Here is a 21,369-nt window from a genome sequence, read left to right as displayed (position 1 = left end):
ACCAGTTCCCCACGCCCGCAAGCCGCCTCAGCCCTCGAACTTTCTCCTCAGGAACAGCTCGCTGGGCAGGCGGATGCCGCGATGCTCGATGCGGTCCAGGCAACGCGGACGGATGCCCGTCGCCCAGAAGTGCCCGGTGGCATGCCCGTCGGCATCCACGCCGGTCTGCTCGTACATGAAGATCTCGTGCATCTGGATCTGATCCGCCTCCATCCCCGAGATCTCGCTGATGCTCACCACCTTCCGTCTGCCTCCGGGCATACGACGAACCTGCACCACGAGCTGCACGGCGCTGGCGATCTGCGTCCGCAGGGCGCGCAGCGGGATGTCATACCCGGCCATCGCGACCATCACTTCCAGCCGGCTGAGCGCGTCGCGCGTGCTGTTGGCGTGGATCGTGGTCATCGACCCCTCATGCCCGGTGTTCATCGCCTGAAGCATGTCCAGCGCCTCAGGTCCGCGCACCTCTCCGATGATGATCCGATCCGGGCGCATGCGCAGACAGTTTTTCACCAGGTCCCTCTGCGTGATCTCGCCCTTGCCCTCGATGTTCGGCGGGCGCGTCTCCAGCCTCACCACGTGCGGCTGCTGAAGCTGAAGCTCCGCCGCATCCTCGATCGTGATCACCCGTTCGTCAGCCGGAATGTAGCGCGACAGGCAGTTCAGCAGCGTCGTCTTGCCCGATCCGGTGCCGCCGCTGATCACGATGTTGCATCGCGCCTGCACCGAGGCGGCCAGAAAGTCCATCACCGCCTGCGGAAACGTGCCGTGCCGGATCAGGTCTTCGAGCTGAAGCGGCCGCGTGCCAAATCGCCGGATCGACATCGCCGGGCCGTCCAGCGCCAGCGGCGGAATGATCGCGTTGACGCGACTGCCATCCGCCAGACGCGCATCGACCATCGGACTCACCTCGTCCACCCGCCGACCGACCATCCCCACGATCCGGTCGATGATCTGTCTGAGGTGCGCGTTGTCGCGAAAACGCACATCCACCAGTTCCAGTCGCCCCCGACGCTCGCAGTACACCCGGTCATATCGGTTCACCAGAATGTCCGTGACCGTCGGATCCTTCAGCAGCGACTCCAGCGGCCCCAGGCCGAAGGTCTCATCCATGACCTCGTCCATCAGCCGTTCCTGCTCGACGCTGTTGATCAATCCTTTTTCGCTCTGGCACAGCTCGCGGATGAGCACGCGAACCTCGGCACGGACGGTCTCCGGCGGCAGGGCGCGAAGGTTCTGCACGTCCAGCCGCTCCACGAGCTGCTGGTGAATGCGAACCTTGAGCTGCTGCATGTAAAGCTGACGTTCGGAGGGAGGCGCAGGCTGCGCGGCGTCAGTCCGCGGCGGCAGCGGAATCGCGGGAATGGGCGTGGGGGCGGACCTGGCGAGCCTGGCTGCATCGGCGTCCTGCGCCGCCTGCGTCGCCGCAGCCGCCACCGTCGCCGCCGCAGTCTCCTTGCGTGTAAACAAGCCCATAGGTTGCTACTCCCGGTTCGTCAGGGTCGCGCGCCCCACAGGCGCGACGACCAACAGCTCATGCCGCCAGCAGCTCATGCCGCGTTCTTCGCCACGTTCCCACGGATCGTCTGCGCCAGCTCGATCAGGCTGGTGCTCATCTCGCATCGCGGCGCCCGAAGCACCACCGGCTCGCCGTAATTGATCGCCGCTATCGCATTCTTGAAATCGTTGGGGATCATCCAGTTGATCTTCAGACCCAACGCCCGCTCCACTTCCCCAGGCTCGATGTCCCAGCCCTTTTTCACGTAGCGGTTGACCACAATGCGGATCTTGCTGGCCTCGATCCCCATTCGCCGCAGGGCGCCGACGAACCGCTCGGCGTTTTTGGCGCTGGGGACGTTGAGCTGCATGACGATCAGGTTCAGGTCCGAGCCCTGGATCGCCGCGGTGTACGTCGGATCCACGCTCATCATCGAGTCCATCACCACGAAGTCGAAGACCCGGCCGACGACGCTGAGCAACCGCTGGATTCCCGCCTGCGTCACCCGTTGCGTGTCCTCGGGCAGTTCCGGACGGGGCAGGATTGCCAGCCCGCTGCCACGATGCACCGCCAGCGCGTTGTCCAGCAGTTGCTTGTCGAGCTTGGCGGCCGGGTCCATCACATCGGCGATGGTGTACTTGGGTCGCATGTCGAAGTAGCTGGCCACCCCGCCTCGGATCAGGTCCAGGTCGATCAGGCAGGTTTTGCTCGTTCCGGCCAGCGAAGCCGCCACATTGCACGCCACCGTCGTCGATCCGCATCCGCCCTGCGTCGGAATCACGTGCACGATCTTGGCGCGTTTGCCCATGCCGTGCAGGCTGGCGACGCGTTCGATGGCGGCGGCGAACTTCTGCTCGGTGATCGGCAGCGGGATGAACTCCCGGACTCCCAGGTGCATCGCCTCCATCAGCAGGTTCGCATCCAGCACCTGGCTCATCACGAAGAAGCTGACATTGGGATACTGCCGCGGAAGCTGCGCGATCCGCTTGAGATTCTCGTGCGCGCCGGGATCCAGATTCACGATCACCAGTTGCGGCGCCTCGGGTCGCGACAGCAGCGGCGCCACCGCATCGCCCGCAGGCAACTGTCCCACCACGTTCACCCCGAACTGGCTGAGAAATCCGGCCAGCTCCTGACGGTTTGCGGCGTCGGCGTCCACGATCACACAGTTGAGTTGAACGTACATATCTGTTCCACCAACTTCCCGGGCAAAACGCATCGTCCCCGTTATCGCATGTTCGCTTACTGTGGCGCGGCAGCCGGCGTGTGCGGCGTGAAGCCGTAACGCCCGACAAACCGCGCCGCCGAACGCTCCTGCCCTGCGGCGCCGCGGTTGGTCGTCGGCCCACGCGCCGCATGCGAGCCTGGCGCGTTCGACGCCTCCTGCTCACCGCCCAGATCGCGATTCCAGAACAGATCGTTCTCCCCAGGATCACGCCACTTTTCCCCAGGCAGCAGTGGAACCTGATCCGGGTTCATCGGCGAAACCAGCCGCGGCGTCACCAGCACCACCAACTCCGTCTCCTTCCGCTGATAACGCACCGACCGGAACAACGCCCCGACCACCGGCAAATCCCCCAGCAGGGGCGTGACATCCTTGCTGGCGGTGATGTTGTTGTTCAGCAGGCCCGCGATGGCGAAGGTCTGTCCCTCGGCCATCTCGATCGAGGTCTCGACCTTGCGGGTGGTCACGCCGGGAATCACGAATCCGTTCAGTCGCACGGCGGTGGTGAAGTCCAGGTCGCTGACTTCCGGCGCGACCTTCAGCTTGATCCGACCGTCGCCCAGCACCACCGGCACGAACTTCAGCTTCACGCCAAACTCCCGGTACTCGACGGTGATTGCCACGCCCCCCTGCCCGCCGCCCTGCGTCACGGGGATGGGAAACTCCCCGCCGGCCAGGAAACTGGCCTCCTGACCACTGATGGTGATGAGGTTGGGTTCGGCCAGCACCCGCAGCAGATTGTTCTGCCGCAGGGCGTTGATGAAGTATTCCAGGTAGAAGTTGCCGATCTGTCCGCCGCCGTACAGCGTCACCGACGGATTGACCGGGGTGGCGCCGTCGATGGTCATGCCGTTGAACGGCGGGCTTTGCCCCACGGTGGTGTTGTTCAGCATCCGGTCCGAGGGGTTGACCTGACCGATGTTGCTGCCGCCGTAGAACGCCCCGCTGGCGTAGTTGCCGTTGATCCCCAGCGCGCTGGTGGCCGATCGCGAAACCTCCGCGAAGCGCACCTGGAGCATCACCTGCTGGCCGCCGGAAATCTCCAGAAAGTTCAGCACGCGATCGGAGTACGGCTGGGCGATGGCGACGGCCTGGTTGGCGGCTTCCAGGTTCGGCACCCGCCCGCGCAGCGCGATCGCCCGGTTCAGCACATTGACCTCGATCTTGCTGTCCGGGAACATCAGCTTGATCTGGTCGCGCAGCGCCTGAAGATCGAATTCCACCACCACGTCGACCACCTGTGAACGGTCGTTGTCGTCCCAGATGATCACCTGCGTCGTGCCCGGCTTCTTGGCCGTCACCAGGATGTTGCCCGGGCCGATCGGGTTGACATCGGCGACTTCCGGCTGCCCGACGCTCACGCGCTTGTACGGAACCCTGGTCGTGATCAGCGCCGTGCGATTGACGGTCAGTTTGAGCTGACCATTGGCATCGGTGCCCTCGGCGACGATGGGGCTGGTCTGCGGCGCGGCGGCCGGCGGTGACTGTCCCGACGCCTGACCCACCGCCGCCCCCAGCACCAGCGCCGCGGCGGCGGTCCACATCAACACCGCCCGCCCTACGCGATGCCGGCCTGGCTTTTGGTTCCGATCTCTGCTGCAAAGGTTTCGCATGACCCGACACTCCGCTTGGTTGGCCCCTGGCGGCCGCTGATCTGTCCGGCCCGTCGGCCGGTCCGGTCCTACTTCGTGCCCGCGCCCGGCAGTTCCTGGGTGCTCACGCCGGTCATCCAGCGGGGCTGTTGTCCGCCGCCGCCCGAACGCATCGCCTGTGGATCCTCCACACTGGTCTGAGTCTCAACCCCGCCGCGGATCACGCTGATCTGCCTGCGCGACGGCGCCGCCGCGGGAACTTCGACCACGCGCTCGACGATCTTTTCCACGACCTTTTCAGTGCCGGGCTGAGTGGCTGGCGGCGAGGTCATCTCGACGGGCTGAACCGCGAACGGATCGCCGCGCCGAACGGCGCTGCGACGCAGCTCCGCCACCGTCACGCCTTCGGTCGGCGTGGTGTCGTTGTCGCTGCCGCTTCGCAGCACCAGTCGAGGACGCCCGGTTGCCGACGCCAGCTCGATCGCCTCGGCCTCCTTCGGCGTGACAATCAGCGTTACCGACCGGATCGGCGCCGAATCGTTGTCGGTCTGCTGGCGGCTGCCCAGCGCCTGCACCTTCACGTTCTGCACGATCGTGCGCGAGAGCATTTCGCCGTGATCCCCGCTGATCGTGGCCACGACGTCCACGCGGCAGCCGGGCGTCAGATTGCCCGCCACCCCGCTGAACTCGTTGATTTCAACCGTCATGGCGCGCTTGCCCTCGGGGATCAGCGCCTGAAGACCATTGCCCGCTCCACGCGGTGCAAGGACCGCTTCCAGCACCGGCTGGCCAGCGACCATCGCCACCGTGACCACACGTCCTTCGAGCTGGGCCGGATCGCTGAACACGCCCTGCGGACTGACCCCGCCGCTCATCCGCGTAAGCGTCAGGTGCTCGGCCTTCAGCGCGGTACCGGCGGGGATGTCACTTCTGACCACGACGACCGGCGTGCCGCTTTCACGGGCCGGCGTCGAGCGGCTGCGCGCGATCACGTCCCGCGTCACCTTCATCGCCACCAGCCCCAGCACCACCGCCAGCACCAGCGGCATCCACGTTTTCCAGCTCATAGACCATCTCCTGTGGACACTTCCATGCAGCATCCCCGAAGCGGGGCATCAAACGTGAGGTCGGATAGACCGCCTGACGGGTTTAGATCAACGACGGGAAATCTTCTGAAGTTGACGGAGCTGATGATTGCCGACTGGACGCATTTGCGTGCGATCGGCAATCGCACACTGGCGAGTGCGGCGCTATTCCTTGCGCATCGTCGTCGTGCCCTTGACGATCTTATCGCTCTTGATCAGCAGATCCCCCAGCGGACGAACCCCGTAGCTGACCCACTTGGCGCTGAGCTCGACGGTCACGGGGCTTCCCTGCGCGGCGGTGGCAACGTTGGCGGGCGTGAGCTTGAGCGTGTAGCGGCTGTCCAGGGTCAGGCTCGAGTTGTTCAATCCAGCCAGGTACAGCGAATCGACCACCGCCTTGATGACGGCGTTGTTATCGGCCGAGGGGACGATCGCGGCGCGTGCGCCTTCGCGTGCGGCGCCCTGGAGCGAATGCTTGACGAAGAAGAAGTATCCGAACTCGACGGTGCCGAAGGTCAGCACCAGCAGGATGAACAGGACGAAGACCGCCTCGATCATCGCCGCCCCGCGCCACCGACACGCCATTCGCGGTTCGCGGCGGTGGCGATCCGAGCGGTGGTTCAGCAGCTTGCGCATGTCTCGGCCTCCGCGTCCTACATCAACGCCCCCACCACGATCACAGCCGCCAGCAGCACCGGCACCGCGTACGGCAGCGGACGATCGATGCTGCGGTAGGCCTGCCCGGCCTGGCCAACGTGATCGGCGCCCAGCTCCCGCACGTGCGCCACGTTCATCGCCAGCACCGCGCTGTTGCTCAGCAGCGCCGTCAGCTTCCCCCTGGCCGCGCACTGCACCAGCACGATGACCAGCCCGACCAGCGCCTGGACGACCAGCAGCTTGATGACTCCGATCGGTCCCAGCCACGCACCCAGGGCGGCGATGAGCTTGACGTCTCCGCCGCGGATCGCGCCCAGCCAGAACATCGGGAACGTCAGCGCCAGCCCAAGGCCCGCGCCCAGCAGCGCCTGGTCTGGCCCAGCCAGCCGCGTGGCGGGGAACAGGCTGTTAACCAGCCCGCCCGCCGCCAGTCCCAGCGTCAGCCAGTTCGGGATTCGCCGCGCCCGCCAATCCAGGCTCGCCGCCAGCGCGAGCATCGCGAACATCGGCAACAGGGGCAGCAGGTTTCGCACCGGATGGTTCCGATCTTGCGGGTTGCTACAGGCCGTCGTTGACGCTGGTCCATCGGGCCAGCACCTTCGTGCCGACGGCGCCGATGATCGCGATGGCCGCCACCACGATCAGCCCCGCGATCAATGCATATTCGATCACTTCGCCGCCGCGCTCATCGCGCAGCAGCGGCCCGACCCATCGTGCAACTCGGTTCATCGTTCCCTCTTCAAAGATGTCCGCATCGGCCAGGTCGTACCGCTGCACCATGTGCGGTGCGGATCGGGCCGGACCCGGCTGGGGCAGTCCAAACGGATCGTCCGCCTGCGGCCCCTGCCGCCGGGTCCTTCCAGGCGGTTGTGCACCGCCGCCGCTGCCGCCGATGACAGCCCGCTGTTCAGCTTACAGCCCGCTGTTCAGCGACGTCCATCGCGCCACCACCTTCGTGCCGACGGCGCCGATCACGGCAATGGCGGCGACGACGATCAGGCCGGCGATCAGCGCATATTCCAGCACCTCTCCGCCATGCTCGTCCCTGGCCAGATCCACCAACAACTTCCGCATCGACCTCATGGATGTCTCCCGAACAAACTGGCAGTGGCGAGCCTGAAGCAAGCGCACCGCGCGCCGTGGCCTGTGGCTCGCACCCTTGCAGCCACGCCGGTAGTGAACAGACCGGTTGCACCAGTCTCATCGGATATGCCCGGACCTCGCTTTAAGAGGATCGATCGATGAACCGCGACGTGCCCGCCGCCGCGGTTATTAGACGTGCGTGCGCCCAATCGTTCATTCCGGTTGGATTGCGTCTGGTCTGTCGGAGGGAGGATGCACCAGTGTGGCGTCGCGAGCCACGTCGTTATCGAATTGCACCACCAGCACCGCGCGCTGCCCGCCCGGCGGCCGAAGCGGGTAATACCACGTCGCCGCCCTGACCGCGTCGGAGTGCATGAGCATCGCCGGCGCCATCGAGGCAAAGCCGGCGCTGGCGTGTGGCGGGCCGAAAACCGCCGTGATCATCGCCTTCTGCGACCCGATAATCGCGCGACGCAGGCGCTGGAATGCCGCAAAGTCTTCGCCAGTGCTGCCGGTCACTGGCCGCGCCCGGACCGAGCTTCGCCGCAGGGCGCAGCGGGCGGCCCACAGCAGGCCCGCCCCCGCCGCCGCCGCGACCAGCCATGTCGCGATCGATTGCCCCCGGCTGGACCGTCGCACGCGCATACCAGAGCTGATTATCGACCCGGCGCGCCGCGAACCTCAAGTCCGAAAAAACGGCGGCGAGCAGAGAGCAGCGATCAACTCTGCTTCTGCCCGGCCAGGATGAAGCGATGCCCGAAATGTGGGTAATAGCGAAGGTACCCGATCCCCGCGCGCTGACAGAGGGCGATGATCTCCTGAGGCGTGAATGACTGCCTGACGCTGGCGCGGGCGTCGTGCCGCACCATCGGGTTGGCCAGCAGCGTCATCAGCGTGATCCAGGCCAGCGCCCGGCGGCTGCGGATCAGGTCCGCGACGATGATTCCCCGCCTGGCCACCCGATCCATTTCCCGCAGCGCCCGCACGATCGGCTGCTCATCCAGATGATGCAGGAACAGGCTGCTGATGACGTAATCGAAGCTGCCATCGCCGAAGGGCAGTTCCAGCGCATCGGCGCGGATGAGCTGAACCGACCCGTTGTGAGCGAGGCGTCGCAACTGTTGGCGGGCGTAGGCGGCAGTCTGCGGGTGTCGATCGAGCGCGACGATGCGAACGTTCAGTCTTCGCCGGTGCGACCATCGCACGATCGCCGCCGGAACGTCCGCCGATCCGGTTGCCACATCCAGGATCGTGATGGGCTGAGCCGAGCACGTGTTCGGCTGTTCGTTGCTGGATGCTCGGGTGAATCGATCCAGGTGCCAAAGGGTCGATCGGGTGTAGCCAAGCAGGACATTGATGCGACGAAGGAACCGCAGGCTGCGGCACAGCAGCAGCGGATCGGCGCCGGGCTGATCCATCCATTCGTGCTGGCGGAGGCGGCGGTGCAGGGCGTCACCTCCGGCGGTCGGCGCCGCGATCGCTTCGTCCACGACCGCCGCTGCGCGGATAGACGAATCCCCCGCCCGTGTCGATGTACTGCGGGCTGTAGTCATCCTTGAGCACCTGTTCGGCGCGGGTCGCAAGCTGCTGCGCCGAAGACTTGGAAGAGTCAAAGCCCCCCGCCTGGTCCGTCTGCATCGCCGCCGACAGCTCATCGCACGCCCTTTGGATGTCCCGGCAGGTACGAATCACGTCATTCAGCTTCTTCTGCTCGACGCTGGTCAGCCCGCGCTTGCGGGTGATGGTTCGCGAGCGGCCGCGCTCCGTGTCGGTCGTGCTGGTGGTCTGGTTGGCCAGTTGCGCGATCTGCTCAACCTCCTGGGACATCTTGCTGATCGCGTCGGAAAGCAGGCTGTTGGCGTGGGCCGTCAGCTCCGACAGAATCTGCTGGCAGGTGGTGTCCGAGCCGGTGGCGGCCAGTTCCAGCCGCCGCAGTTCCGCCACCTGCTTCAGTCCTTCCATCACTGGCGGCAACGAATCGCGTTTCTTGAGCGACTCGACTTTGGCAAGCACCGTCCTGGATTCCTCGCTGAACAGCGCCGCCAGCGCCTGCTTGCGTGAATCGGGGGAGACGATGTCGATGGCCTGCGGACGCGGCTGGCCGGGCTCGGTGGGTTTGGGTTGATATTGGCCGCCCGGCGAACGTCGGATGAGAATCGCGGTGGCGGCGTAGGTGGCGATGTCCAGCTCATCGCCCGGTTCTTTGGCGGCATCGGCGAAGGCGTCGGCGGCCAGCGGCGACTGCCTCAGCCGCAGATGCGCCTCGCCTTTCAGCGCCAGCAGCCTGGCTTTTTCCGGCCCGGCCAGGTTCTTTCCCCCTGCCTGGATCGCCGCCGACACCTGCCGGATCACCTCCGGATACTGTCCGGCATCCAGCGCCTGCTGTATCTGATCGACCGAGGGCGCCGTGGCCGGAGGCGCAGCCGGGGATATTCCTACGACGCTCAGCAGGATCAGTTGCATCCCGATCAACACGCCAACCGCGGGGGTGGATCTCATGGCAGGGCCTCCAAAACAGGCTCGGGCAAGCTTACGCCGGGCAGTCTGCCTTGCTCAATGGACATTCCAGATCCGCCAAGGTTTGCCAGCCGCCGCCGCAAAAAGTGGCACTGCGCTACCTGCAATATTTCTGTTTCCACTGCTGCAACAGCTCAAGTGCCTTCAGGGGCGTCAGCTCATCGAGCCTGAGTTGCGCCAGTGCCTGTTGCAACTCCTGAGCCGGATCCACGAACAGGGCAAGCTGAGAGTCGTCGGCCGGCCGGTCGCTTTTGCGGCTGCGGCTGAGGCGCGGGCGGCCGACGTGCTGAACCGTCAGCTCGCTGAGCAGTTGCCGGGCGCGCTCCAGCACGGGTTTGGGCACGCCCGCCAGCCGCGCCACGTGGATACCGTAGCTGCGATCCGTGCCCCCCTCGACGATCCGGTGCAGGAAGATCACCTGGTCTTCCCACTCGCGAACCGCCACGTTCAGGTTCCTGACCCCCTTGAACCGGTCCGCCAGGTCCGTCAGCTCATGGTAGTGCGTGGCGAACAGCGTGCGACAACGAACGTCGGAGGCGATGTGCTCGGCAATCGCCCACGCCAGGCTCAGCCCGTCCAGTGTGCTGGTGCCGCGCCCGATCTCGTCGAGGATCACCAGGCTGCGCTCGGTCGCGTTGTTCAGGATGTTGGCCGTCTCGATCATCTCGACCATGAACGTGGATTGCCCGGCGTGAAGCTCGTCGGAAGCGCCGATCCGCGTGAACAGGCGATCGACCACGCCGATGGTCGCGCTCTTCGCGGGCACGTAGCTGCCGATCTGCGCCAACAGCGTGATCAGCGCCACCTGACGAATGAAGGTCGACTTGCCCGCCATGTTCGGGCCGGTGATCAGCAGCAGCGAGTCCTGCGGCCCGAAGTGCACATCATTGGCGACAAATTCGCTGCCGAGCTGCTGCTCCAGCACCGGATGTCGGCCGTCGATGACTTGCAGGACGCGATCTTCCACGACCTCGGGGCGGCAGTAGCGGCGTTCCAGCGCCAGGCTGGCAAAGGAGCTGAGCACGTCCACCCGCGCGATCGCCGACGCCAGCTCCTGAAACGCCGGTACGTGCGGCAGCAGCGTCTGGCGCACCTTCTCGAAAAGCTGTTGCTCCAGCGCGATGGCGCGATCTCGCGCCCCCAGCGCCTCGGTCTCGAACTCCTTCAGCTCCGAGGTGATGTAACGCTCGGCGTTTTTGATCGTCTGCTTTCGCGTCCAGGTGGGTGGAACCTTCTGGCGGTGGGCGTCGGTCACCTCGATGTAGAACCCGAAAACCTTGTTGTATCCGACCTTCAACGAAGGGATGTTCGTCTCGCCGGCCAGCTTCGCCTGATACGACGCCAGCCACTGCTGGCTGTTCGAACCGATCGATCGCAGTCGGTCCAGCTCGGGATCAAAACCATCGGCGATCACGCCGCCCTCGCGCAGGTGCGGCGCCGGATCGGGCATGATGGCGCTGGCGATATAGGCGGCCTGCTCGACGCAGAAGGCTCGCGAGCCAGCCAGCTCCGGGGCGACGGCGGCGGCATTGGGCAGGGATTGCAGCGTGTCGATAAAGCCGGGCAGCGCCCCCAGGCACCGGCCCAGCGACGAAACGTCGCGCGGGCTGGCGCGTCCGACCGTCAGCCGCGCCACGATCCGCTCGATGTCGCACACCTCATTCAGCCGCGAGACGATCTGCCTGAGCGTCGGCGGCGACTCGAGCATCGCCGCCACCGCCCCGTGCCGCGCGCGGATGTGCTCGATGTCGCACAGCGGATATCGCACCCACTGCCGCAGCAGCCTGGCCCCCATCGCCGTCTGCGTCCGGTCGATCGCGCTCAGCAGCGATCCCTCCACTGCGCCCGTGCGAACCGTCCGATCGATCTCCAGGGACCGGAAGCTGGCCGGATCGATGCTCAGGTGATCCTCGACCACGTGCTTGCGCGGAATCCGCAGATGCGAAAGGCTGGTCTTCTGTGTCTCGGCCAGGTAGCTCAGCACCGCCCCGATCGCCACGATCGCCGGATCATCCTCGTCAAAGCCGATCCCTCCGGTCGCGGCCAGTTGCCACTGCCGGCGAAGCTCCTCGCGGGCGTGGTGAAGCGTGAACTGCCACCCCGGACGCGCCGTAATCGCCCGCACCCCCAGCGTCTCGATCTTCCTGCCGATCTCATGCGGCTGGCCCGAGGCGTGCTCGGGGATCAGCATCTCACTGGGTTGCAGGCGGGCGATTTCGTCCAGGATCTGGCCTTCCGATCCGCTCATCGCGCTGACCGCGCCCGTGGACAGTTCCACCCACGCCAGACCCGTGCGGAATCCCGCACGACTCGTCACCCCGAATCCCACCGCCGCAAGGTAATTGTCCGTCCGACCGTCCAGCAGTGGATCGTCGGTCAGCGTGCCCGGCGTGATCAGACGCACCACCTCGCGCCTGACCAGCCCCTTGGCCTGAGCAGGGTCTTCCGTCTGCTCGCAGATGGCGACCTTGTACCCCGCCGCGATCATCCGCCGCAGGTAGGATTCGACGGCGTGATACGGCACGCCCGCCATCGGGATCGCATCATCCGCATCGACGCCACCGCGGCTGCGGGTCGTCAACGCCACCCCCAGCACCTTGTGCGCCAGCTTCGCGTCCTCCCAGAACATCTCGTAGAAGTCTCCCATACGAAAGAAGAGCACGTACTCCGGATGCTGGGCCTTGAACTGCTGATACTGCCGCATCGCCGGCGTCAGGGCGGCGGCAAGGGAGGACGAGGAGCTTGTCGAGTTCACATCGGCCATGACCGCTGCGGGAGATGGCTGCGAAGGTATGAGACCGGCGAAAGTAGATCAAGAATCCTGCGCAGGCGCGACGAACATCACGCCTGCAACTTTGCCGCAGCCATCAGGCGCCGGCGAGTTCCGGTTGCACTTTCCGGCATTGCCGCGACTATACTTGCTCACTCAAAGGTCACGAAACCGCACCCCAGGGAAGCTGAGGAGCGAATGAACCGGAAATTGTCTGCGTCCGCGCCGTTGCGTCGGCACCGCTTTGCCCTGTCCGTCGTCCTGCTGATCTGGTGCGCTGCCTCGTCGGCACGCGCCGAACAAATCACCCTCGCCACCTACAACATCGAAAACTTCCGCGAGCACTTCCTCGGACACAGGCTCTCGACCAGCAAGCCGAGCTGGCTGCCCGGCGACGATCCGCAGGCCAGGGAACTGCTCGACGCCATTCGCTTCCAGAACGACGAGGAAAACTGGGAAATCTCGCAGGTCATCCTCGATCCGAAGTTCAACCCCGACGTGCTGGTCATTCAGGAAGGCTGCGAGCAAAAGGACCTTGAGTACTTCAACAGGCGATGGCTCAACAACGCCTACGAGACGCTGATCGTCTTCGCCTCCAACACCGAGCGAAATCAGCACCTGGGCATGATGCTCAAGCCGGGATTCCGCGTCATCGAGCGAAAGGATCAGTACTATCTTGAGCCGGATACGGAATCCAACCAGCGCGGGGATCGGTTGTTTGCGCGGGGACCGGCTTTTGTGCTGGTGCAGTCGCCGGGCGGTTACCGGTTCTGGGTCGGCACCAACCATCAGAAGAGCAAGAGCGGCAACAACGTCGAGGTCACCAGGTGGCGCAACCGCGAGGCGATCCGCACCCACCAGATCATCAAACAGATCGAATCCGCCGGCCCCAGCGACGTCATCTTCCTGGGCGACATGAACGACGAAATCGGATTCCAGGAATACGAGCTGGAGGGCGGCGGGGATACAATCGCCAACCTGCTGGGTCCGCCCGAAGCCGGGTTGATCCTGGCGACCAGGCCTCTGGCCGAGGCGGGGCAGATCAGCTTCGCCGGCTACTGGAGAACCAATCGCCGGGCGTTGATCGATCACGTGATCGTCACCCGCGATGTTCAGGACCAGATCCTGGACGTGAAGGTCTTTCAAAACGCCTTCACGCAAGTCGCCAGCGATCATTTTCCGGTGATGATCCGCCTGCGCTCGGATCCGGCGCCGGCGACGCAGCCGGCGCGATAGGCGCCAAACGCAAATGTCCAACGTTCAACACACGACCCAGACCACTCTCATGGATCGCACACAGAAAACTCTGCTGACCGCGTTATGGGCACTGGCGGTGCTGGCGATGATCGGGGTCGTCGCCACGGGAATGCTGGCACGCAGGCACGCCGCCGGCGTGGCCGAAGACCCGCATCTCCTGGCCGCAACCGCACGTCTGGAGCCGCTCTACGATGCGCCAGCTTTTTCCCTGACCGATCAGCACGGCCGCACCGTCTCCGACCAGACCCTGCGAGGAAAAGTCTGGGTCGCGATGGTGTTCTTCACCGAATGCCCCGGCGTGTGCCCGATGATGGTCAGCCGGATGACCGGGCTTCAAAAGGCCGTGCCCTCCCCCGAGATCAACATCGTCTCGTTCTCGATCGACCCCAGGCACGACACGCCCGAGACGATGAAGTCGTATGCCGATCGCATGGGCGCCGATCAGTCGCGCTGGTATTTCCTGACCGGGCCGGAGCCGACGATGTTTCAGGTGGCGCGCGGGCTGAAGCTCGCCGCCGCTCCCGCAACCGCCGACCAGCCCATCACCCACACCCAGAAGGTTTTGCTGATCGACCGGCAGAATCGGATCCGCGGCATTTACGATTCGGCGGATGATCTGTCCATGCAGGAGTTGGCGCAGGACGCGCGTACGCTTCTGGCCGAGAAGCCCGCTGACAAGGAGCCTGCGCCGTGATCGCGACGGCGACGAGCGTCGCGGGCGACGGCAAGGAGCTGTTCGCCGCGATCAATGCCATCCTCAATGGCGCAAGCGCCGCGCTGCTGATCGTCGCCTATCTGATGATCCGTCGCGGAAACGTCCGCGCCCACGCCAGCCTGATGATCGCCGCCCTCACGACCTCGGCGGCGTTCCTTGTCAGTTACCTTTACTCGCAGTTTGCCTTCGGCGAGCGCAGCAGCGGACTGTCGCCCGGGCCGCTGCGCAACTTCTACCTGATCCTGTTGGCCTCACACGTGCTGCTGGCCATCGGCATGCTCCCGCCAATCGCCATCACCGTCTGGAAGGCCGCCACGCGGCAGTGGATCAGCCACCGCCGCATCGCTCGACCCACTTTGTGGATTTGGCTTTACGTTTCGGGTACCGGCGTGATAGTGTACTTCATGCTGTATCACCTGTTTCCCGCGCTGACGGCACACTGAATCGCAGGATGCCGGTATCACGGCCGTCTCGGCCGTGCTGAGCGTGAACGCAGATCACGCGGTACCAGGACTTGCGCAGGCTCGACTTTGGCCGGCACCGGCGGGACGCCCGTGACACCGCGTGTGTGGCCCGTTGTCGATCGCTTTGAGGAATCACGCAATGCCCCGACGCCCGCTGATGACCTGGACATTGACCGTCACGCTGACACTGCTGGTGCCGGCGGCGATGGCGCTGGCCTGCCCGATGTGCAAGGAATCGATCCCTAACAGCGACGCCGAGCAGGCCGGCGGATTGCCCGGGGGGTTCAACGCATCGGTCTACTACATGCTCATCGGCGTGTTCGCCACCGCGGGTCTGGTGATCGGCGTGATCACCAGGGGGGTGCGCAGCGCCAACGCCCGGATGAAGCCGCGCGACCCTTCGCTTCCCCCCAGTTAGCGGCGACCCGAAGGGCCGCGGGTTCAGCTTCCCGTTCTACCGCTTCGTCGCCGCCACCGCGCGCTGCCGCCTGCGGCCAAAAGCATTGCGCTGCTGATCCCGAGGGTATTCGGTTCCGGGATCATCCCGGCGCGGATCGCGTTCAGCGCCGCGGCGTACTCCCCGCCGAACATGCGCGTGTGCTCGGCGATCAGTGCCTCGGCCAGCGGACCGGCCTGATTGACATACGCATTGTCGATCAAGGCATAGTCGGTGGCGTCGATCACGCCGCTGTAGTCGAAGTCGCCATTGATCCAGCCGGACAGGCCATTGACGTACCCGTTGTCGATCAGCGAGTAGTCGGTGGCGTCGATCGAGCCACTGAGGTCGGCGTCGCCGAACCAGGTGAACTTGACCAGCACTTCGCCGCCGAAGGTTGTTTGCCCGCCGAAGGTCGTGTAGATCGGACCGGAGCCGCCAACCTGCGCCAAATCGTTCAGGATCACGCCCAGCGCGTAGAGGAAGCTGCCGGCGGTGGTGTTTCGGGAGAAGGCTTCGCTGCTGCCAATGCCCGGCCCTTGCCAGTCGAACGCGCCGCCGTTCTCCAGGGCGCTTTTGATCTGAGACGTGATCCCCGAAAGCGTGCCTGAGTTGATGACGATGCTGCTGGCTCTTGCGTCGATCTTTGCGCCGCTGCCCAGCGCGGGGTTGCGGAACAGCAACGTCGGGCCGGAATTGAGCACGAGCCTGGCGTTGCTGCCGAGGGACAGGAGGCTGGGGTTGAGCAGCGCGCCGGTCTTGTTGACCGTGATGCCGGGGGCGATCGTCGTCGGATCGCCCAGCGTGAGCGTCGCCCCGCCGGCCACGGTGATATCCGTGTTGCTGGCGAACGTCAGCGGGATGTCCAGGTCGTGCGAGCCGGCCAGGACACTGATGGCGGCGGTGCCGGTGTTGGTTTGCAGCGTCAGCGAGCCGGCGCCAGTGATGGTGTAGCGGTTGGCGTTATTGAAGGTGATTTTGGCGACCTTGATGGCGGCGTCGGCGACGACGGTGCGCGGGCTGGTGATGGCCCCGAGGAACTGGGCTTCGTAGCCGACGCCATTGGGCGCGCCGTTGGTCCAGTTGGCGGCCGAGGTCCAGTCGCCGCTGGAATCCACATTCCAGGTGGACACGACGCCGGGCACGACGCTGTTGATGGTGAAGCTCAGGTCATCGAAGAAGGCGGTGACGGTACTGCCCGGCACCGAAACGGGGAACAGCCCGAAGCGATCGAGGCTGAGCATGTTGGCCTTTTCGCCGGGGCTCATGTTCCGCGTGTAGGAGTTGGATCCGAACGCGACGGTGAACGAGCCGTTGCCGCCGTTGCCGTTGGGGTCGTACGTCATGCTGAACGGATAGGTGACGCCGGCCTGGAGCGTGGGTACTGCGGCGCGGGCGTCGTCGCGGTTTCGGCTGAAGTTGTCGGAGGTGGCGACGTAGAGGTTGACTCCGTCGTCCAGAAGGAACCCGATGAAGTTTCGGGTATCGCCGCCATCGCCGGTGGAGGTGGCGGCGCGGAACCAGCCGAAGTTGATCCCCCCGCTGCCGCCGACGAAACGGTAAACGCCGGTGGCGCCCAGCGCGTCATTGGCGGTGATCGTGCCGGTGTTGAAGGCGTAGTAGGCCTGTACCGAATCGCGGGCGATGCTGCCGCCCATCTCCCCTGCACCGCTGGCGATTCCGCCGGGCGGGTTCACCGTCGTGCCGGTGTTGTCCGTATTGGACCATCCGAAGCTCTGGGGTCCTGTGAAGTTGTTCACGCCGATCCAGCCTGGATCGGCGCTGAAGCTCTCGGAATGCTGGATCAACTGTGCCGAAGTCTGGGGTACGAGCAGTCCGACAGCTCCCAAACCCAGGCATGCCAGCACCCACCGGCGTTGCCGGGACATTGTGCGAATCATCAGTCGTTTCCTCCTCCGAAATCGCAGGATGCAACCCCCGCCGATGCGTGCCATTGTGACCTGATTGATGCGAAAAGGGAAACCAAATCCGCCGCTGCGCGCGGTGGGCGGGCGGCCGACTCCGGGGGCGCGGCCGCCTTGTGTGACCGTGGCGCGTTACATCCGCGCAAAGTTCTCCAGAATCTTCAGCCCGATCTTCTGGCTCTTTTCCGGATGAAACTGAGTCGCGAGCAGATGATCCCGCCAGATGCTGGAAACAAACGGCCGGCCATAGTCGGTGACGCTGGCGATGACCTGCGGATCCTCAGGCACGACATGGTAGCTGTGGACGAAGTAGACGCTGCATCCGGGCGGCAGATCTCTGAACAATGGCGAGGGGCGTTGGATCTGAAGCTGATTCCACCCCATGTGCGGGACTTTCAGCCCCATGGTCCGATCCACATCGAACCGCACGCACTTGCCGCGCAGCACGCCCAGGCCCTGGTGCTGGCCGTCTTCGTAACTGACGTCGAACAACAACTGAAGGCCGAGGCAGATGCCCAGAAATGGCTTGCCCGCGGCGATGTGCTCGACGACAGGCTCGACCAGATGGCGCTGGCGAAGCGTGTGGATCGCGTCCTTGAATGCCCCGACGCCCGGAAGCACAATCCGCTCGGCGCGGCGAACCTGCTCGGGGGTAGAGATGATCTCGGCGGGCACACCTACGCTCTGGAATCCCTTCTGGACCGAGCGCAGATTCGCCATGCCGTAGTCGATAATGCTGATCATAGTGGCCAGTGGTCGGCTGCCAGTGCTCAGTGACAGCAGACCATCGACATTAGCCGATTCACCGACCACTGGCCACTGATCAGTGGCGACTACCTGGCGGAGACGACGATTTCGACGCGTCTGCTGGCGGCCTTGGAGGCTCGCGGGCGGGTATCGCCAAAAGCGCGGGTGCCGACGTGGCGGCTTTCCAGCCCGTGCTCGACGAGGTATTTGGCCACGGTCCGCGCCCGCGCCGCCGACAAGTCAAGATTGTCTTCCCACTTGTCGCGGGTCTTGTTGATCGGGTCGGTGTCGGTATAGCCGTCCACCAGCACTTTCTTGCCGGGATAATCCTTTTTGATGGCGGCGATGACCTTGTCCAGCGTCGCCCTGGCCGAGGGCTTCAGGTCGGCCTTGCCCGAGTCGAACAACACGTCGCCGGGGAGGTTGACGGTAACGGTTCCGGCGCGGTCGTCGCGCGTGACCTCGATGCCCTTCAGGCCGTTGTCGTCGGCCGCGGACTGCCCCGGCGCTGGCTGCTGAAGCTGCGCCTGAAGCTCGGCGATTTTGGCGTCGCGAGCCGCGATCTCCTGCTGCATGGTGCTGAGCTGCGAAGGATCCGGTCGGCTGGCAAGCTCGGCCTCCAGGCGGTTCTTCTCCGCCTGAAGCTCGCGGTTCTGCTGCCACAGCGCCCTGTTTTCGTCGTGAAGCTTGTTCTGGCAGCCGACAGAGCCGATCCCCAACAGCAAGAGCACCCAACTGATCCTCCATGATCGATGCATGGCAAGACTCCTTTCATCCACGGACTGTGCCCGAACCCCAAAAACCGAAGAAAAATGCTAAGAAAGCGGCGGGCCACGTCAAGAGCAGCGGCGATGAATTACCGAAGACGCCAGCGTGTTTCGCGGGCGAAGACGCCTGACGTTTATACACATTTCGGGATGCCCTCGTTTTTGAGGCAGCAGAGCGGACAGGCGTCGGGCCCGTGCCCAGCGGCATGACGTGATGAACAACCGGGATGTCGGACTATCGAATTCGAGCGCACCCTGCATGGCCGGGACGGCCATGCCACCGTTGGCGCAAGCGTGTCACGGGCGTCCCGCCCGTGCCACAAGATTCGGATGGCGCCTTGCCGAATCAATAGCCCCAGCCGCTGAAGCGAACTGGATCACTGGGCGTTGGTCGTGGGCTGCTCGCCCGGGCCGGATGGCGGTTCATTGCGGGCCGGCGGCACGGACGTGGCGCGCTGAAGCATCGCCGCCTTGGCGCGGATGGCCGCCTGCTCGCGCTCGAGCCGTTCGATGCGGCTGCGCTGCCGCAGGTCGCGAATCTGCTTCACGGTCGTCAGCGTCGTTCGAACCAGCAGCGTGGCCACGATGCCGATCAGCAGCGTCACCAGCATCAGCACCAGCATCGAGGTCTCGTACTCCGGCTTGAAAAACCAGTACCAGATCTTCACCGACTGTCCGCTGTTGTTCAGCACGAACAGCAGGCCGTAGAGCACGATCGCGCCGAAGACCAGACTTTTCGTCCAGATCTTGATCTTGAGCCAGAGGTTTCCCATGGACCAGCGCGCCCTTTCCGATCAGATCCCCCACCGCGCCCGCAGCAGCATCGCCAGCTCGCTGAACTGCGGGTGAAGGTACGTGTATATCCGACAGTAGAATAACATCACGACGGCGCTGGCCATACTGAGGAACGGCCCGTAGGGTAGTTCACGCCCCTTGCGGAAAAACAGCTTGTGCAGCGCAAACAGCAGCCCGAAGAACGGCGCCAGGAAGTAGACGATGACCGATCCGAACGCGCCGATCACCGCTCCGATTCCGAACATCAGGTGCACATCGCCCATCCCCATCGCCTCACGGCCGAAGACAAATGATCCCAGGATGCGCGTCAGCCAGATCGCGAATGCTCCGACAAGCCCGCCCCACAGCGAGCCGAGCAGACCGCTCAGCCAGTGATAACCCATCAGCCCGTTCCAGACCCGCGTCACCGGCGGCAGCTTCCACCACAGCAGCAGGCACACGCCGCCCAGCAGCAGCGGCGGAATCAGAAACAGCATCTCCTTGCGCATCTCCCGGCGAATCTGCGCCGGGGTGAAGTCCATCATCGGCACATCGGCATCCGGCTGCGACGCGGGTGTCGCCGCCTGGTTGCGGGCCTGCTGCTGGATGCGCTCTTTCTCGATTTCCAGCAGCGGCGCACCCTCGGCAAAGCTCTGCTCCAGGATCCCGCGACGAAGCAGCACGATGCTCAGGACCAGCCCCAGCCCGCACCCGGCCGACATCGCCCCCACCGGCGCCGATGCCAGCAACGCCCCGGGCGTCGTCGGCGAATCCACCAGCGCGTGCACCAGCATCGCCACGCCCCCCACCAGCCACGGAATCTCGATCGGAATGATGAACAGCTCTGCATCAATCAGGCTGCACGCCAGCAGCGCCGCCAGCAGCGTCATGTACAGCCCGTACATCGGCCAGTCCGATGCGATGTGCAGGGGCCGCAGGATCGGACAGGGCCCTTCCTGGTAGACGAACATCGCCACGTAGTACACGACGAACAGCAACGCGGTGATGGCCTCGACGATCGGATACCGCGGCGAAATCGGCCCGGCACAGTAGCGGCATCGTCCGCGCAGGATGATCCAGCCGACAATCGGGATGTTGTCTCGCCAGGCCAGCCTTGTGCCGCACGCGGGACAATGCGACGGCGGGGAAACGATCGACTGCCCGCGCGGCAGCCGCCAGACCACCACGTTCAGGAAGCTGCCCACGCACGCTCCCAGCGCCAGGACGAAGAGGATGAACGGAAGATGACTCAATCGTGTCACGGGCATGCTCGCCCGCGCATTGCGTTCCCCGCACGGGCGCGCCGGCCCGTGTCACGGCACGTCAGATCAACCGGGTGATGTACACCACGGCGTCTTCGACGGACAGGTTGGTCACGTCCAGCTCAGCCGTGGCCACCTCCCGGTACAGCGGCTCGCGTTGCGCCAGCAGCGTCTGGATCTCCTCGATGCCGCCGCCCAGTCCCGTCAGGTTCGGGCGATTCGCCGCGGTCTGAGGGTCCGAGCGGATGCGCTCAAGCAGCACCTGCGGCTCGCAGCGGAGATAGATGCGCTTCAGCCCGGACTGTTTGAGCATCAGGCGGTTCTGCTCGCTGAGCACGGCTCCGCCGCCCAGGGCGATGATGTGATCCGCCAGCTTCAACGCCTCGCGGATCGCCTGCGTTTCAAGCTCACGGAAATACGGCTCCCCGTGCTGCTGAAAAATCTCCCGGATGCTCTTTCCCGCCGACCGCACCACCATTTCGTCGGTGTCGATAAACCTGGCCCACATGCGGTCGGCCAGTTTCCGGCCGATGGTGGTCTTGCCGCAGCCCCGATAACCAAGGAGGATCGCGCTCATAGCCGTTTTATACGTATC

22 protein-coding genes are annotated in these 21,369 nt (G+C 65.0%); 4 read left to right on the top strand and 18 right to left on the bottom strand.

The annotated features are described in order from the left end of the window. Positions 1–27 precede the first annotated feature (27 nt). The 12 genes from ACQS5P_RS11865 to mutS all read right to left on the bottom strand — a co-directional run bounded on the left by ACQS5P_RS11865 (position 28) and on the right by mutS (position 12,421). A complete protein-coding gene (locus ACQS5P_RS11865; protein ID WP_428936834.1) occupies positions 28–1,476 on the bottom strand; it encodes a CpaF family protein in 1,449 nt (482 codons plus the stop codon). 74 nt (positions 1,477–1,550) lie between these two features. Further along, the gene (locus ACQS5P_RS11860) at positions 1,551–2,684 is read right to left on the bottom strand and encodes an AAA family ATPase (RefSeq protein ID WP_428936833.1); all 1,134 of its coding nucleotides are present in this window, start codon (positions 2,682–2,684) and stop codon (positions 1,551–1,553) included. 56 nt (positions 2,685–2,740) lie between these two features. After that, entirely contained in the window at positions 2,741–4,267 is a 1,527-nt protein-coding gene (locus ACQS5P_RS11855) for a type II and III secretion system protein family protein (RefSeq protein ID WP_428941017.1), read from the bottom strand. A 137-nt stretch (positions 4,268–4,404) separates the two neighbouring features. Next, complete coding sequence (cpaB, locus tag ACQS5P_RS11850; RefSeq protein WP_428936832.1) at positions 4,405–5,382, bottom strand: Flp pilus assembly protein CpaB; 978 nt, start codon at positions 5,380–5,382, stop codon at positions 4,405–4,407. 183 nt (positions 5,383–5,565) lie between these two features. Further along, positions 5,566–6,036 carry a TadE/TadG family type IV pilus assembly protein gene (locus tag ACQS5P_RS11845; protein WP_428936831.1) on the bottom strand — a complete coding sequence of 157 codons (471 nt, stop codon included), beginning with the start codon at positions 6,034–6,036 and terminating at the stop codon, positions 5,566–5,568. A 17-nt stretch (positions 6,037–6,053) separates the two neighbouring features. Then, positions 6,054–6,590, bottom strand: coding sequence for an A24 family peptidase (locus ACQS5P_RS11840; protein WP_428936830.1), 537 nt, complete (start codon positions 6,588–6,590; stop codon positions 6,054–6,056). A gap of 25 nt (positions 6,591–6,615) precedes the next feature. After that, complete coding sequence (locus ACQS5P_RS11835) at positions 6,616–6,786, bottom strand: Flp family type IVb pilin (protein ID WP_428936829.1); 171 nt, start codon at positions 6,784–6,786, stop codon at positions 6,616–6,618. Between the two features lie 183 nt (positions 6,787–6,969). Then, entirely contained in the window at positions 6,970–7,131 is a 162-nt protein-coding gene (locus tag ACQS5P_RS11830; RefSeq protein WP_428936828.1) for a Flp family type IVb pilin, read from the bottom strand. 222 nt (positions 7,132–7,353) lie between these two features. Then, positions 7,354–7,785, bottom strand: a complete 432-nt coding sequence (locus ACQS5P_RS11825) for a hypothetical protein (RefSeq protein ID WP_428936827.1) — start codon at positions 7,783–7,785, stop codon at positions 7,354–7,356. Between the two features lie 74 nt (positions 7,786–7,859). After that, entirely contained in the window at positions 7,860–8,630 is a 771-nt protein-coding gene (locus tag ACQS5P_RS11820; protein WP_428936826.1) for a methyltransferase domain-containing protein, read from the bottom strand. Next, the gene (locus ACQS5P_RS11815) at positions 8,593–9,639 is read right to left on the bottom strand and encodes a hypothetical protein (protein WP_428936825.1); all 1,047 of its coding nucleotides are present in this window, start codon (positions 9,637–9,639) and stop codon (positions 8,593–8,595) included. Before ACQS5P_RS11815 ends, ACQS5P_RS11820 begins: the two co-directional genes overlap by 38 nt. Before the next feature lie 115 nt (positions 9,640–9,754). Continuing rightward, positions 9,755–12,421 carry a DNA mismatch repair protein MutS gene (gene mutS, locus ACQS5P_RS11810; protein WP_428936824.1) on the bottom strand — a complete coding sequence of 889 codons (2,667 nt, stop codon included), beginning with the start codon at positions 12,419–12,421 and terminating at the stop codon, positions 9,755–9,757. Positions 12,422–12,625: 204 nt separating this feature from the next. Here mutS and ACQS5P_RS11805 point away from each other — a divergent pair, with 204 nt between their 5' ends. The 4 genes from ACQS5P_RS11805 (at position 12,626) to ACQS5P_RS11790 (ending at position 15,281) form a co-directional block, all read left to right on the top strand. After that, entirely contained in the window at positions 12,626–13,663 is a 1,038-nt protein-coding gene (locus tag ACQS5P_RS11805) for an endonuclease/exonuclease/phosphatase family protein (RefSeq protein WP_428936823.1), read from the top strand. A gap of 49 nt (positions 13,664–13,712) precedes the next feature. Further along, positions 13,713–14,378 carry an SCO family protein gene (locus ACQS5P_RS11800; protein WP_428936822.1) on the top strand — a complete coding sequence of 222 codons (666 nt, stop codon included), beginning with the start codon at positions 13,713–13,715 and terminating at the stop codon, positions 14,376–14,378. Beyond that, a complete protein-coding gene (locus ACQS5P_RS11795; protein ID WP_428936821.1) occupies positions 14,375–14,842 on the top strand; it encodes a DUF420 domain-containing protein in 468 nt (155 codons plus the stop codon). The genes ACQS5P_RS11800 and ACQS5P_RS11795 overlap by 4 nt, the downstream gene beginning before the upstream one ends. A 160-nt stretch (positions 14,843–15,002) precedes the next feature. Further along, the gene (locus tag ACQS5P_RS11790; protein WP_428936820.1) at positions 15,003–15,281 is read left to right on the top strand and encodes a hypothetical protein; all 279 of its coding nucleotides are present in this window, start codon (positions 15,003–15,005) and stop codon (positions 15,279–15,281) included. Between the two features lie 23 nt (positions 15,282–15,304). Here the strand turns inward: ACQS5P_RS11790 and ACQS5P_RS11785 are convergent, their stop codons facing one another. The 6 genes from ACQS5P_RS11785 to ACQS5P_RS11760 form a co-directional block, all read right to left on the bottom strand. Continuing rightward, positions 15,305–17,200, bottom strand: coding sequence for a hypothetical protein (locus ACQS5P_RS11785; RefSeq protein WP_428936819.1), 1,896 nt, complete (start codon positions 17,198–17,200; stop codon positions 15,305–15,307). 156 nt (positions 17,201–17,356) lie between these two features. After that, positions 17,357–17,968 (bottom strand): imidazole glycerol phosphate synthase subunit HisH, encoded by a 612-nt coding sequence (hisH, locus tag ACQS5P_RS11780; protein ID WP_428936818.1) that lies wholly within the window; start codon positions 17,966–17,968, stop codon positions 17,357–17,359. Positions 17,969–18,057: 89 nt separating this feature from the next. After that, the gene (locus ACQS5P_RS11775) at positions 18,058–18,729 is read right to left on the bottom strand and encodes an OmpA family protein (protein ID WP_428936817.1); all 672 of its coding nucleotides are present in this window, start codon (positions 18,727–18,729) and stop codon (positions 18,058–18,060) included. Positions 18,730–19,115: 386 nt separating this feature from the next. Then, entirely contained in the window at positions 19,116–19,511 is a 396-nt protein-coding gene (locus tag ACQS5P_RS11770) for a hypothetical protein (protein WP_428936816.1), read from the bottom strand. Between the two features lie 21 nt (positions 19,512–19,532). Beyond that, entirely contained in the window at positions 19,533–20,780 is a 1,248-nt protein-coding gene (locus ACQS5P_RS11765; RefSeq protein ID WP_428936815.1) for a prepilin peptidase, read from the bottom strand. Positions 20,781–20,835: 55 nt separating this feature from the next. Continuing rightward, positions 20,836–21,351 carry a shikimate kinase gene (locus tag ACQS5P_RS11760; protein ID WP_428936814.1) on the bottom strand — a complete coding sequence of 172 codons (516 nt, stop codon included), beginning with the start codon at positions 21,349–21,351 and terminating at the stop codon, positions 20,836–20,838. Between the last annotated feature and the right edge of the window lie 18 nt (positions 21,352–21,369).

This window comes from Fontivita pretiosa, from assembly GCF_050410795.1.
GTDB classification, from domain to species: domain Bacteria; phylum Planctomycetota; class Phycisphaerae; order Tepidisphaerales; family Tepidisphaeraceae; genus Fontivita; species Fontivita pretiosa.
The sequence above is the reverse complement of the archived record's forward strand: the minus strand, read 5'-3'. Positions and strand labels throughout refer to the sequence as shown.